Below are 15,159 nucleotides of genomic sequence, written 5' to 3' on the forward strand. Positions count from 1 at the left end.
TCACGCCTGAGCGATTTTCATCAAATTAAGGGTTAGGATAAAACTATTTATTAAAAAACTAACGTTTTAGAGTTTAATAATTTTGACTGGTTTGGATTGTGAATCTCCATTCATATTTACGATGTAAATTCCGCTGTTCCAGTCAGATGTATTAATGGTTGTTATATGAGAGTTCAGAATCGTCTCATACACTTTTTTGCCGCTTATATCAAATACTGATATTTCTCCTCCTACATTCTCTGATTCGATAGTAAATTCCTCATTGAATACGGTAGGGTATATGTTGAAGTTGGCTGCTTCTACGCTTTTGTCAGAACTTTCGTAACCAAACTTATGGAATGTAACACTTGGTGCAAGGTAGAAAGACAAACCTTCCAAATCATAGAACGGATATGGTAACTCGTGAAGCGGATACCAGCCTTCTCCTACTTTCAGTTCGGGTGTAGGTGGCTCGTCCGTTTCAGGAATGTATGCGAAAGCCTTTGTGTCGCGATTGGCTTTATAGAAGCAGATGAAACCCATGTAAGTTGCAGATGATTCTTTGAGCGATTCGTCAATCTCTATTGCTACGTAGAATGTACCTTCTACCTCAACAGGGGTGTCAAATGTTATTTTGCAATCCCTTTTTTCTGAAATAACAGAAGTTGTTCCGAATGCTTTGCTCATGGTTGTCTGGTATGATCCAAATACTTTATCAGGATCAGGAACGCCTTCTGCATCTCCATAAATTTTTACGGTTACGGGCTTTGTCCTGTCTTTTGAAGCAACTTTGTATTCATACAGCATGAGCGATACGGCGTTGACGCTGAGTTTTGCACCTTCGGGCATGTCAAATTTTTCGGCAAACGCTTTATAATAACGGTTGAATCCGCTTACATATTCATAACCATTGTTCATCAGGTCTTCAGGACGGTAGAGGGATTTGCCATCTATCTTTTCCTGGTTTGAAATTATTCCTGAAATTTCTTCGCTTCCCAAAACGCATACGTTTACAGTATCTTTATATGTGGCAGAACCATTGAAATTAGTTGCGGTAAGCACGGGTTCATAATACCCGCTTTCGGTATAATAAACCGTAGGGTTCTCTTCTGTGGAACTTGCCGGATTTCCTAATGTTTCCCAACTGTAGCTTGAAGCGTATTTTGACCTATTGATAAACGTAATAGGTTGGTCAGGATATACGTATCTGAAGTAGTTTTTTACGTTGTTGGTAGACGAAGGGTCGCTGGCAGCCGACCAGATTCCTCCGGTGGTTATATAATCAGCTTGTACGGCAGGTGGATTGTCTTCTGCATATACTTCGAAATTGTCGATACAAATACCGTTTGACATACCGTTATCGGTATAAACGTTGAACGCGAAATAATAGATGCCCGACGTTTCGGCTGTAAATTTACATTCGAATTGCGTCCATTCCAGAAATCTTGTTCCTTTTATGTCTTCCAGAACAACGGTTTGCCCTTCTTTGGTTTGTGATGTTCCTACGGTGAATTTTATCTTATCACTCAGATTACCATTTGAAAAACCGGCTGCGTATAGCCAGAAGCTTGTATAGTAGGTTTTTCCGGCCTGCAGATTGAATCCTACGCTGAATGCCCAATCGTTGCGAGGATAGGTAGCATTATTATCCGAAAACTGCAAATAATATGGTTTCGTGTAAGGAACGCAATAAGCGTCGTTCCATGCTCCCATTTTTACGTTCGATTTACTGTCGGCAAGCCATCCGTCAGGTAAGACAGTTCCTTCCGCATAGGTATCAAAGTTTTCGAAATACGGAAGTGTTGCAGTACCTTGTGCTACTACTTTCACTCCTGATACTGTCAAGAGAAAGAAAATTAAGAGGTAAATGCATTTTTTCATAAACGTTAATTTATTAATAATTAATACTATGTTTTTTATTTTGAAAGTATAAACCAGATTTTTTCAGGATCGTCCAGTCGGGTGAACGAAATTTCGTTCGGAATTTTAAGATTATTATAAACCAGCTCATACGGAGCTTCATCAGTGAGGTATAAACGGAAAGTACGGAAATACTCATAATAGAACAGTAGCGCCATCTGGTCACCTACTGCCTCTTCGTCCAATGATAACCTGACCATTCTATTCCCGTCTCCTTCGTATCCGTCTTCCATTGCTTGTTCTTTTGTCAGTGCATAAAATCTCAGATAAAAGTTTGCATTAAAAGCCTGCTTGTCATTCCGCGAGTAACTATATAACGAAAGCAGTTCATATGGGCTTCGCAGGTAAACGAATAGCAGTTGCTCGTTTGCTTTTTTATCAAGGTTTTCTACAATTTCATTCCACAAGCTTGTAAACCGTGTTCCCATCCTTTCCCCATCAAAAAACCAGTTGCCCCTTTTATTTATAAAGGCTTGGTTCAGCGGCATATGGTTTATTTGTGCAGTAACATTCTCGTCTATACATATCAGGTTGGCATTGTTTCCCGACCATTTGAAATGCTGTAACGTCTGGTTGTGAACTTTTACAGGTTCTTTGAACTTTATACCCTCCAGTGTGTATATATATGGCACACCATCAGTTTCAGAGATGTCGCTTGTGGATAGATAGCGACCTATTTCGGCCGATTCGGAAAAAGATATTTTCTCGTTATTTACCTGCAATTCCATGGTAAAACCGGGATTGTATTTTATAATCGTATCCAGTTCTCTCGAAAAGTCCTGCCATGTTTTGTCTTTCGGAAATTTTACCATGTTCATCTTTATTCCATGTTTTTTCCCTTTCAGGCTGATGGTGTCATTATTTGCCGACATGATTATAAATTCATAATCTCCCTCATAGCCCAGCCCGTCGGGCTCAGGGTCGGAAAACTGGTGCAGTATGCGGTTATAGGTATCGAAGCTCAACAGAGGCCCCATATCTGCTTTTAGCGCAAACAGGCTGGTTATCTTTTCGTTGTCTTCTTTTAATATCGGTGTTTCTCCTGTAATGCTCACTTTTCCGTCCTTGCTGAAATTCAGATACAGGTTGAAGCCTCCGAATTTAGTATCGTTCGGGTAGTATTCGAGCAACCAGCCATTTTCGGCAGAGCTTAGGATTTCCAGATATTCTTTTAGAGTATTGTCTATCCTGTCTCCATCCCCGTTCCCGAAAATATCATCTTCCACAAAGGAACATGCGAAAGTGCTGAAAGCTATTAACAGAAGTATTATGTATTTTGCCTTGCTCATTTTCTTTAGTCGTTTAAAATAGATTCAATGTTTTGCGCGCGTCTGCTGATAATGTTACGAAGCTTATGAATATCAATATCCCAGGTGATATTCAGCCATTCCTCTACGATGTCAAATTTTTTCTCAATTTTTTTAGCCCCTTCTTCTCCTGCTTTGTCCAGCATGTTTTGCCAGTATTCGTCGGAGTTTACAAGATACATGGCTATTATTTCCACGAAATCTTCTTGTGGCTCCCTGCTTGCATAAGGTGTTACGAAACCAAGCTTCCATGCCTGTTCTGTAGTTCGGTTTTGCCAGCCTGTAGAGGAGTAATCGGCTGCCGATATGAGGTTAAACTCAACCGGAATTTCTTCGTTCTGGTGAAGAATGTGACTGAACTCGTGGTGCATTGTCTCAAAATAATACTCATTCAGCATTTCTATATCCGTGGGGTCAATGGCGTTTACTTTGTAAAGTATAACCTTTATTCCTCCTTCGGCCGTACCAAGCACTTCAGTTCCCGATGAGGAATTGATAGCCGCCGAACCTACCAACTGTATTACCTTAGGTGCGTATGTGCGCATGAAGTCCTTGTTCACTCCTGTTGCATCAAATAGTTCATCGTAAGCTTCCAGCCACAGGTATTTTATTATCTTAGCCAAGTCCTTCGACTTTTCCATATCAGCCGGAATCAGATTGTAGGTCAGGTCGGCTTCTCCGTCGTCCAGCCTGTATTTGAAGTCGATATTATACTCTTTTACATACGTATTGAGCAACCATTTGTCAAATTCATTTCTTTCCGGTGGATTGGTGTCGAAAATACTTGGGCCAAGTTTTTCTTCCGAGCATCCTATCAGCGAAGTGAATAATATGATTGATATAAAATATGAAAATGCTTTTTTCATCTTGTTTTTATATTAAGTATCCTATTAAAATCTAATGTTATGTGTTTCATTCTCGGTTTATAAGGAAATGATACTTGTAACTTATAAGCTAAATATTTGTAGCTGTTTATCTCGGATTTGCTTCCATACCTGCAGCTATCACAGCCGATGGAATTTGAATCACTCTTCGTAAATCATCTTTCTTCAACACATCATCGTCCTGACCATATATCGCGTGTTTTACTTCAATTCCATAACGTCTTATGTCGAACCAGCGCAAGCCCTCGTGTATAGTTTCGCAACGGCGGAAATGTAGTACACAATGCAGGAAGTTAAGTTGCTTTTCGTCTGCAATTTCAAATTTTGGATTCAATTCGGGTGTCAGTACCGATACCGCAGTGCTGTAGTAATCTTCTATTTTGGTTTCAGTCAGTTCCGGCACTCCGCTTACAGTTCTTTTGTTATACCATGCTGCCAGGTCTTTAGTAGCATTAACATAGTCTTTTTTATGAACGTATGCTTCGGCACGGCATAGCAGGGCTTCGTCGGTAGTGAATACCGTATTCACTATATTGAGAAACCCTGTTCCTGCCACCGGGTCGCTATATTCGATGAGAAGGTTGTATTTCGGAAAATAGGTAACCCTGTCAGTTCCAAAAACTTTTGCTGCCGGATAAAAGTACTCGGAATCTACCCAAGGTCCCGGTCCCCATAGGGTTTCTTCCAGCTTCTTCATATTGTGTGCATATCGGTACCATGTACGATAACCCCAATGGTTGTACGTCCATTGCGAAGCGGCAGGCATCAACAACAGATTGCAAGGCGGATTAGATTGTATGTACTCTATTGCGACATCTTTATTCGATGAGAAACTTAGATAGGATTCGTAATCACGCAACACTTTTTCGGGGTCGTTTCCTATTGCCTTTGTTGCATAAGTGATACACTTATCATAATTTTCATAATACAAGTTGAAGCGTGCTGCAAAGGCATAAGCCGCTTTTTGGTTGAAGTGATACTTTATAGCCGATTTTTTATAGTATGAATCGCTTATCAATGGTAATGCTTCTTCAATGTCGCGGTTTATTCTTTCGTAAACGTCGGCTACCGTTCCTCTTTCGTATTTACCTTCTACAATTTTTTCCGATTCTTCTACATAAGGTATTCCCAAATCGGTAGTGCTGGTTTGCTTATTGTAATGCTGGCTGAAAATGTTGACTAAAATAAAATGAGCATAGGCACGGCATATCAACGCTTCGCCTTTGTGCGGTGAATAATCATCAGGATTGTCAACCGATTCGATAAACTGCAAGGCATGGTTTGCTGCTGCAATTGACTTATAATACAGTTCCCATACAAATTGTGGTGTGTCTTGCTGATTGTCTGTGAAGTTTTCCCATTTATAGCTTTCTTCCACTGTTTTGTTGAAAAAAGTATATAAGGGCCCATTGTCGGTTACGTTATCCGACATGAGTTCTGTCATTTGCACATAAGTGCCGGTAGGGTAGGCCGAAACTAATAACTGGGCTACTTTTTCAGCATTATTCAATTCTGTCCTGTTATCCGGCATTTGGTTGAGGAAACCATCACACGATGTAAACAGGATAGTCGCTGTAATCGAGAGTATATATATAATCTTCTTTTTCATATCTTTTTATAAGCTAACCCTTAATGTTACGGTGAATTGTTTTGGTACAGGGGTAGAAACACCTCCCGAACGGAAAAACTCAGGGTCTTGTCCGTTTAGTTTTTTGTCTGCATACAGCAGGAATAAATTAGTACCCTGCACTTTAAGTTGCAGGCTATTCAGGTTCAAATGTTGTATCCATTCTTTTTTGAAATCGTAACTCAGCGATATTTCTTTCATGCGGATGAATCCCCCGCTTGCTATGCGTATGTCCGAATAGTTGTAGGCATTGTAAGCGTATTTCAGATTTGGTATATCCTTTTCCTGCCTTACGCTGGCTATTACGGGCACGTTTGTTTTCAGTTTGTCGCCCGGCATGCGCCAGCGGTTGTTAAACTCACGCGGCATAGCATCCATATCCGTGTATTTGCTTTTGAATACAGGGTCTAAGCGCACTACATTTCCGAACGAATAGGTGATAAACAGATTAAGACTGAAATTCTTGTACGTAAACAAGTTACCGAAACTACCGTTGATGGTAGGGTCGGTAGGGCCTTCGTATTTTAGAAATCCTTTCTTTTCTATCTCCTGGAAGTCGATATCCGTAATTGTTATTTCGTCGTTTTGGTTAATGAACATAGGTAGCCCGTCTTCGCTTAGTCCAACAAAAGGTATGGAGAAAAGCGAGCGTACGGGGCGGCCTTCCTCTGCATATCCCGCACCGGAAATTAACGCCATTACCCTTGTACGCGAATCGAGTTTGGTAATTTCATTTTCAGAAAATCCGAAAATAAAATCCGTATTCCATTTGAAGTCTTTGGTAACAATGTTTTTTGTGGATAACGTGAACTCTATACCATGCGATTTCATGGAAGCTACGTTTGCATATTTTCCAACTTCACCTCCGGCTCCTTGCGTGAATATAGGGCCTATCAAATCGAAATTGTTACGTGTATAAAAGTCGGTACTTAGGTTAATCCGGTTTTTTAGGAAACCCATATCCGCGCCGATATTAAATTCGTGTTTCTTTTCGTAAGTGAGTTCGCTGTTTTCCAGACTTTCTATTTCCAGTCCCGACTCTTTTACACCTGCAAACGGGCGGAAAGGTGAATAGTTGCGGTAAACCACATGCGAGTTAGTGACAAATGCGGGGCCACGGTCGGCAGTCAAGCTGTATGATGTTTTCAGCGTGAAGTGCGATAATGCAGGGGTAAGCGCCGAGAAGAATTTTTCCTCGTGCATATTCCAAGCCAGGGCCACATTCCACGTAGGCAACCAACGTGCCGCGCGGGATTTACCTAAGCGGTTTGAGCCTTCGTAACGCAGCGTTCCATTTATGGTATATTTACCTTCGTACGAGTAAGTTGCCATGCCGAAAAACGCAAGGTTTCGCGAGTATGTCACATAATTGTAGTAATACTGGTTATTTTGCTCAATTCCTTGTTTGAAAATAAGGTAATCATAAAACGGCACACCACCTTTGTCGTATTGATATCCCCAACCTCTTGAGTAGTATTGTCCACGGTCTACCGAGTTTGCTTCTGTCCCTCCAAACAGCCGTATAAGGTGTGTGTCGTTGATACTGGTGTTGTAATTCATACTTGCACGCAAGTCGTACCCCATCATTTTGTATTCGTTCTTATCAAGAATCCCTCCTTCGGGTAATACTACAACGGGAAGGGCGTTGGCTTCTTCCAGATTTTTGTACAGCAAAGGGTTTTTGTCACGGATAATTGCGTCGCCTGCAGCACGGTAAGCCTCAGCCTGATTCGATTTATCGTGCATGGTATGTTCCTGCGAAGTAGTCTGATACTTTACAGCACCTAAAACACTTGCTTCCAACCCTTTTATGATTTTCCAGTTTAGTTCCCCTTGAAATTTCAGGTCGACAACGTCCAGTTCGATATAATTTCGTTCCAGTTCGCTTTCTATGTTGAAAGGAGCATAATTGCGTGTGTAATATTCCAAGTCGCCCGATTCGTTTCTTAACGCCAATGTACGTGATGTATTCAGGGCATAGCTGTAGGGGTTTATATCGAAGTCGCGGCGTACTTCGCCACTTACTACGTTTACCTCTTGGCTAAGTGTTCCCGGAGCTTTTTGCTTCCGGTACGAGCTATTCGATAGCAATGTCAGTGTCAGGTTTTTAGCCAGATTGAACGATGCGTTTGTATTCGCAGTATAACGGCTCACGGAGCTAGCCTTTGTCCATCCCGGGTCTTGAAATACACTCAACGAAGCGTAATACCTTGCTTTGTCGCTTCCCGAACTGATGCTTATCGCGTGGTTTTGGGTCAGGTTTGTATTGAACAGTTCGTCAAACCAGTCTGTGTTGCGCATTTCGGCTTGTTGCAAATATCGGTTGCGGGCTTCCGGTGTGTTTTCCAGTTCCCATGCTTGTTTTACAGGGTCGTAGGTATTTGTAAGCTGGTACATTTTTCCGTATACTCCACTGTTCGACACACGGTATGAATCAGCAAAATTGAACCAGTTTTTCTGATCCATTTCGTTATATACGCTCATCTGGTCTTGCGAGTTCATGATATTGAAGTCGCGGTAGCTTGGCTTCAGTCGTGTTGTAAATTCTCCGGTGTATGTAATGCGGTTTACGCCTACCTGACCACGTTTTGTGGTTATTACTACCACACCCGCCATTGCTCTGGCTCCATAAATAGAGGTTGCCGAGCCGTCTTTCAGTATCTGAAAACTCTCTATATCATCGGCACTCAATCCGGCAATGGCTGAGCTTATAAGAGTAATCGCATCGCCCGACGATAAGTCGTCCGAGTCAATCTCTACAGCGTCTTCCATAATTACGCCATCCACTACCCATAGCGGTTTCGAACTGCCATATATGGAGGTTGCACCACGTACACGGATTTTTGGAGCAGTACCGAAAGTACCTGATACGTTTTGTACTGAAACTCCGGCAGAGCGTCCCTCAAGCGCACGGCTTACGTCAGGTATCCCGTCCAGACGTGCTTTATCTCCTTTTATATTGTCGCTGGCTCCGGTAAACAAGCGTTTGTCCACAGCCACCATACCTGTTACTACTACTTCTTCCAGTATTTGTGAGTCTGATTTCAGAGTGATTTTCATAGGAGCATCTTTTATGCCTGTCTCCTGTGTCTCCATGCCTATATAAGAGATAACGACACTTTTGGCTCCGTCGGGAACAGCTAAATGAAAATTTCCGTCGAAATCTGTAATTGTACCTACACTCGGAAATTCTTTGAAAAAAACGGTAACCCCCGGCAGCGTTTCACCCGATTCGTCGGTGATAACGCCTGATATTGTTTTCTGCTCCTTTGGCGGGTTGTCTTTCAGTTTGAAAATCTGGATGTATTTGTCCTTTATCTCATAACTCAGGTTTTGCCCTTCCAGAATAACATCCAGTGCTTCGGAAACGCTCTTATCCTTAATTTCTGTTGTAATTTTTTTCTTAAGGTCAATATCGTTTACATTGAACCATAGTGAGTATGAAGTCTGTGATTTTAGTTGTTCAAGGGCATCCTTCACGGTTACATCCTTGAGGTTTAATGTAATGTTCTTTTCCTGAGCCGATATTGTAAACTGGCAGCACCACAGGAAAAGAAGCATAACTCCTGCCTTTACAAGGCTTCTCATGTTTGTTTTATACATCAATATAAAGTTTTATATTTTTCGGAATAGAGTTTTTTACTTTCTTGAAATGACGATTTCGTTCTCTTTGATAGAATAATGCAGATTGTTGTTTTTCGCCATTATTTCGAGAATTTCAGTGATTGTTTCTTCGTTACGGAAATCGCCGTAGAAACGTTCATTTTGCAATGTAGCGTCTTGTACTTCGATTTTTACGTTGTATACACGTTCCAGGTCACGGGTAATCTGGCTTAGCGGTTCTTCATCGAAAAACAGGATATTGCGTAGTGTAACGTGTGGTGTCCGTATAGATGCCTTTACACCTGTTTCTTCGTCTTTTCCTATTATCTCCAACGATTCTGATTTAGGCTCAGTCCATTTAGCATAAGCTAATGCGTCTACTTTTTTTACATTGACTTTTTCTTCTTTTTTGTCGATAAAAGCCTGTTGGTTAGGTTCTAATAGGATAGGTGCCTTCTGGTTTTTAGCATTGGCTACAGTCAGGCTTCCTTCTACCAGAGTAACCCGCGCGCTTTCGTCTTCCAGATAAGACTTGAAGTTAAACTTGGTTCCTAATACATGTACTTTTACTTCGCCCGACTGAACATGAAAAGGCAATGACTCGTTTCTTTCTACATCGAAGTAGCCTTCGCCATCTAATATAACATCACGGTTGCTGCGTCCGAAATTCTCTTTGTAAGAAAGCCGGCTTCCTGAGTTTAGCCATACGGTAGAGCCGTCGGGCAGGATAACTTTGGATTTGGAACCGAAGGGGATTTCTATTGTTTGTGCAAGTTTATTATCGTCCGTACCGGGTTGGAACAGATAGATGGAAACTATGCCTAAGGCAAAAGCAACTACGAATATGGCAGCATAACGTGCCAAATGAGGAAAAATGCGTTTTTGGGTGCTTTTTTCCGTGATGCTTTTTGTTTTTCCTACAAAACGGAAATAGGCTGTTTCTGCTTCACCTTCGAAACGTGATTTGTTTTTGATTATACACAGGCTTTTCTGAAGGGCGTAATAATCGTTGTACTCTTTTTTATTTACGTCGTTGGCATTGTACCATTCTTTTAAATAAATGAGCTCATTCTCAGATATTTTACCTGACAACTGTTTCTCAATAAGCGTGTAAACGTTGTATTTTTGTTCCATGATTTTTTCGGTCTTACTTAAATAAGACGAAAAAAGGAACTATAGGGGGTAGTGGAGAAATTGATTTTTTTTAATAAAAGAGCATGTTTTTGTAAAAAAAAGCATCAGAATGTTATAAAGAGTTGCATTTTTTCTAATAAAAGAAATGAAAATAGATGGCAATGGTTACTGCCAAAAATTCTTTCAATCCGCTGCGAAGAATACCAAGCGCCTGCTTGATATGGTATTTCACCGTATTGATAGAAATGTTGAGTTCTTCCGCTATCTGATTGTACGTTTTATCTTCGTAGCGACTCATCATAAAAACCTTGCGGGTTTCGGGAGGCATAGTGTCGGTTATATCATTTATTTTATTTTGTAACTCCAAAAGTAAAATTCTTTCAAATAGTTCTTCGTCCGGAGTGAAGCAGTCTTTCTCTTGTATTTCATCGTAGTTTACAGCACTTGTTTCGCTTTTGTTTTTTCTGATAAAATCAATGCTCCTGTTTCGTACTGCACGCAAAAGGTAGGATTTGATTGAAACGGATATTTCCAGTTCCTTCCTTTTTTCCCATACATTAAGCATTACATCGTCGGCAATATTGCGGCTGGCGTGGTCGTCCCTCACATACTCATAGGCTACGGCACACATAAGGGCGTAGTAATTGTCGAACAACAATCTGAATGCCTTCATATCGCCCAAACGGATTTTTTCTATGAGTTGTTTGTCTTGCATGAAACTGAAATACCTTTTCTGGAATACTGTTAATAGAAACGGGGATGGGGTTTTTTCTCAAAAACCGAGAGTCTGATAACAAAACGAATGCAAAAGTATGTATTTGATTACAAATTTCTTTAATTTCGGAGAGTTAAAAAATAAAATTCGTATTTTTTTGATTCGTTTGCATTTCAGTTTTGATTTTATTATTTGTTATATCTGCCCGGGTTACATGTCATTAAATTGCATTATCTTTGTCCACCTTTTTTGCTAAAAATATGACTTCGAATAAGAATATATTCAACATAAGCTATCCTATCTTTCTTACGCTTGCGGCTCAGAATATCATTAATGTAACTGATACGGCATTCTTAGGCAGGGTAGGCGAGGTGGAGCTTGGAGCGTCTGCCATTGCGGGCGTTTTTTACATTGCCATTTATACCATTGGGTTTGGATTTAGCCAGGGGGCACAAATACTGATAGGACGCCGCAATGGTGAAAAAAACTATTCGCTCATTGGCCCTATTTTTAATAACGGGTTAGTATTCAATTTTATTTTATCAATTGTCCTGTTTTTTCTGGCATTTTTTTTCATGCCTGGACTGATGAAGTTGCTGGTTAGCTCGGAGCAGATTTACCATGCGTCGCTCGAATATCTCGACTGGCGTATCTATGGCTTTTTCTTTTCGTTTTTCAATGTAATGTTCCGTGCCTTTTATGTAGGCACAACGCGGACACGGGTTTTAACGGTATCAGCTATTATTACGGCAGGCACTAATGTGTTGTTCGATTACCTGCTTATATTTGGTCATGGCGGATTTCCTGAGTTGGGAATGGCAGGGGCAGCAATAGCATCGGTCATAGCCGAAGCAGTTACTTTGTTGTATCTGGTAATATATACATTGGCTTCGGGCAATGTGAAGAGATATAATTTATTCAGGTTTGAAAAGGTAGAAGTAAAAACGGTGAAGCAAATATTGGATTTATCAATATTTATTATGTTTCAGAATTTTATTTCGATATCTACATGGTTCTTTTTCTTTATCTTTATCGAACGTATGGGCGAACGTCCGCTTGCGGCTACAAACGTGGGCAGGAGTATGTATGTGTTGCTGATGATTCCCGGTTCGGCTTTGGCTACCACTACCAATACGCTGGTGAGCAACCTGATAGGTGCGGGATATAAGGATAAGGTAGTTCCGTTTGTTAATAAGATGGTGAGGATTGTGCTCATACTCATTGTGCCTATTATGGCTTTTACATTTATGTTTCCTGAATTGTTTGCACGGATATATACTAACGACGCAGGTTTGATAGCTGCTTCAATTCCTGTTATGAGGGTTGTAGCAGGCGCGGTGATAGTTTGTGCTGTGGGCAGTATTATATTTAACGCCTTGTCGGGAACGGGAAATACCCGCACTGCGTTTGCGATTGAGTTTATAGTGCTGTTCTTTTATTTAGCATATATTTATTATACAGCTATTGTTCATCCTACTACAGTATCGGTGGTATGGTTTTCGGAGTTTGTTTATTGGATTCCGATTGGTGGATTGAGCTATTTATATCTGCTGAAAGGTAATTGGCGGAAGAAAGAAATATAGGGTAATTATTAGTTGTTAATTATTAGTAGGAAGTAATATAAAACGTACATAGATATGAATATAGACCACATTGCTATATGGACTGATGATTTGGAACGGCTCAGGGACTATTATGTCAGCTTTTTTGGTGGTGTATCCAACCAAAAATACGTGAATCCCAAAACGTTGTTTGAAAGCTATTTCATTAGTTTCGGGTCGGGTGCGAGGCTTGAAATTATGAAAATGCCGGAGATTCCAGCTAATCAGAATGACTTGGTGAAACAATATAAGGGGTTGATACATATTGCGTTTGGCGTAGGTACAACGAAAGAAGTGGATGACAAGGCAGAACAGTTGAAAAAAGCAGGTTATCAGATAATAAAAGGGCCGAGAATAACAGGTGATGGGTCGTATGAGATTGAAACACTGGACCCCGATAATAACAGGATTGAGGTAGTTACAAATAATATATAGACAGTCTTAAGTGTATGGCAAAAACAAAATCGGTATACGTTTGTCAGGGTTGTGGTAACGAGTCGCCCAAATGGATTGGGAAATGTCCATCATGCGGCGAGTGGAACACCTATGTGGAGGAGATTATAAGTAAGGCAATCGAGCCGAAAGTGCATATAGCCGGAGTGGAGCTTGTGAAGCAAAAGCCAGTACTGATTTCGGATGTGGAAGCTACAGAAGAGAGCCGGATTGATACGAACAACGGTGAGTTGAACCGTGTGCTGGGAGGTGGGCTGGTATTGGGCTCGCTGGTGCTGATAGGAGGGGAGCCCGGTATAGGTAAGTCTACTTTAGTGTTGCAGGTAGTGCTGAATCTGAAAGGCAAACGGACGTTGTACATTTCGGGCGAGGAGAGTGTGAAGCAGTTGAAACTGCGTGCCGAACGGTTGAAATTTGATAATCCCGATTGTTATATCGTAAGCGAAACTTCGCTTGAGCAAATTTTTGTACACATACAAAATGTACAGCCCGATTTGGTTATAATCGACTCTATTCAAACGGTTTCAACCAGTGCTATCGAATCATCGCCCGGGAGTGTATCGCAGGTGCGTGAATGTGCATCGGCCATTTTGAAATTCTGCAAAACTACGGCGACACCCGTGTTGCTTATAGGGCATATTAATAAGGAAGGAAGCATTGCCGGCCCTAAAGTGTTGGAGCATATTGTGGATACGGTACTCCAGTTCGAGGGCGACCAACATTATATGTACCGTATATTGCGTGCTATAAAGAATCGTTTCGGCAGCACGTCGGAGCTGGGTATTTTCGAGATGCAGCAATCGGGGCTTCGTGAGGTAAGTAATCCTTCGGAGTTACTACTGTCGCAAAATCACGAGGGGCTTAGTGGTGTGGCTATAGCTTCGGCGGTGGAGGGAATCCGTCCTTTCCTTATCGAAGTTCAGGCGTTGGTAAGTTCGGCGGCTTATGGCACTCCTCAGCGTTCGAGCACAGGTTTCGATTTGCGGAGGTTGAATATGCTATTGGCTGTGCTCGAAAAACGTGCCGGATTTAAGCTGGCACAGAAAGATGTATTCCTCAATATTGCAGGCGGACTGAAAGTGAACGACCCGGCTATTGACCTGTCTGTGCTTGCTTCCATATTATCGTCGAATGTGGATGTGGCAATAGAAAAGCATGTATGCATGGCGGGCGAGGTTGGGCTTTCGGGCGAGATACGCCCCATCAACCGTATTGAGCAGCGTATTTTTGAAGCTGAAAAACTGGGATTCAAAAAAATGCTTGTTCCCGATTTTAATATAAAAAGTATTGATTCCCGAAGGTTGAATATAGAACTGATAAGGGTAAAGAAAGTAGAAGAGGCTTTCCGTGTTTTGTTTGCTTGATTACTTTAATTGTTTCCGTTAAATATTTGTTGTAAAAGCATAAAGCCTTTACATTTGCATTCACATTCTTCGAATGAAAATTGAAGAATGAAAATTGAAAAATGAATCTTTCTCTACAAATAACACCTCAGAAAAATGCCTTTACAAACGTTAAAATGTTTGTAAATAGCGTTATTATGTTAGAGAGAGAGAGAGAGAGAGAGAGAGAGAGAGAGAGAGAGAGAGACTAAACTATTTACCATTCACCCATTTATCATTTACTATTTCCGTAAATGGGTATCATTTCTTACCATTCCTTTTTTTCTCTTATTCCATTTTATTTCTTTACTTCCTTTTATTCCCTTACTCCTTTGTTCTTTTATATCCAACTATTATAGGGCGAGAAATTTTTCGCTCCTGCGGTTATTTGTTTTCCCTTGTTTTCTATTCGTTTCATTTAATGAATGTTGGTTGTGTAAAAAGCGTATGCACCTATGCAGATGGGTACATGCGCTTTTTTTGCATAGTTGCTTTCGCTCGCGCGGAGGCTGTTGCACACAGAATACACGGACAAAACGGAATAACACGGATGG

General features: G+C 41.0%; 10 protein-coding genes. 3 read left to right on the forward strand and 7 right to left on the reverse strand.

All coding sequences use genetic code 11. From position 1 onward, the window contains the following. Positions 1-66: 66 nt before the first annotated feature. From D0T49_RS00805 to D0T49_RS00835, 7 genes are all read right to left on the reverse strand, one after another. Positions 67-1,860, reverse strand: coding sequence for a T9SS-dependent choice-of-anchor J family protein (locus tag D0T49_RS00805; RefSeq protein ID WP_163628690.1), 1,794 nt, complete (start codon positions 1,858-1,860; stop codon positions 67-69). Between the two features lie 35 nt (positions 1,861-1,895). Then, on the reverse strand, positions 1,896-3,188 hold the full coding sequence (locus tag D0T49_RS00810) for a DUF4302 domain-containing protein (RefSeq protein WP_163628691.1): 1,293 nt from the start codon (positions 3,186-3,188) through the stop codon (positions 1,896-1,898). Between the two features lie 5 nt (positions 3,189-3,193). Continuing rightward, complete coding sequence (locus tag D0T49_RS00815) at positions 3,194-4,072, reverse strand: putative zinc-binding metallopeptidase (protein ID WP_163628692.1); 879 nt, start codon at positions 4,070-4,072, stop codon at positions 3,194-3,196. A 106-nt stretch (positions 4,073-4,178) separates the two neighbouring features. Continuing rightward, the gene (locus D0T49_RS00820; protein ID WP_163628693.1) at positions 4,179-5,699 is read right to left on the reverse strand and encodes a RagB/SusD family nutrient uptake outer membrane protein; all 1,521 of its coding nucleotides are present in this window, start codon (positions 5,697-5,699) and stop codon (positions 4,179-4,181) included. A gap of 6 nt (positions 5,700-5,705) precedes the next feature. Continuing rightward, on the reverse strand, positions 5,706-9,320 hold the full coding sequence (locus D0T49_RS00825) for a SusC/RagA family TonB-linked outer membrane protein (protein ID WP_163628694.1): 3,615 nt from the start codon (positions 9,318-9,320) through the stop codon (positions 5,706-5,708). A gap of 36 nt (positions 9,321-9,356) precedes the next feature. Next, positions 9,357-10,454, reverse strand: a complete 1,098-nt coding sequence (locus tag D0T49_RS00830) for a FecR family protein (RefSeq protein WP_163628695.1) — start codon at positions 10,452-10,454, stop codon at positions 9,357-9,359. Positions 10,455-10,587: 133 nt separating this feature from the next. Next, on the reverse strand, positions 10,588-11,169 hold the full coding sequence (locus D0T49_RS00835) for an RNA polymerase sigma-70 factor (protein ID WP_163628696.1): 582 nt from the start codon (positions 11,167-11,169) through the stop codon (positions 10,588-10,590). A 260-nt stretch (positions 11,170-11,429) separates the two neighbouring features. Between D0T49_RS00835 and D0T49_RS00840 the strand changes: the two genes are divergently transcribed. The 3 genes from D0T49_RS00840 to radA are packed head-to-tail and all read left to right on the forward strand — an operon-like array spanning position 11,430 to position 14,587. After that, the gene (locus tag D0T49_RS00840) at positions 11,430-12,752 is read left to right on the forward strand and encodes an MATE family efflux transporter (protein WP_163628697.1); all 1,323 of its coding nucleotides are present in this window, start codon (positions 11,430-11,432) and stop codon (positions 12,750-12,752) included. A 54-nt stretch (positions 12,753-12,806) separates the two neighbouring features. Then, positions 12,807-13,205 (forward strand): VOC family protein, encoded by a 399-nt coding sequence (locus D0T49_RS00845; protein WP_163628698.1) that lies wholly within the window; start codon positions 12,807-12,809, stop codon positions 13,203-13,205. 14 nt (positions 13,206-13,219) lie between these two features. Beyond that, positions 13,220-14,587 carry a DNA repair protein RadA gene (gene radA, locus D0T49_RS00850; RefSeq protein ID WP_163628699.1) on the forward strand — a complete coding sequence of 456 codons (1,368 nt, stop codon included), beginning with the start codon at positions 13,220-13,222 and terminating at the stop codon, positions 14,585-14,587. The last annotated feature ends 572 nt before the right edge of the window (positions 14,588-15,159 follow it).

It is taken from the genome of Paludibacter sp. 221, assembly GCF_010501035.1.
Lineage (GTDB): Bacteria > Bacteroidota > Bacteroidia > Bacteroidales > Paludibacteraceae > QVMH01.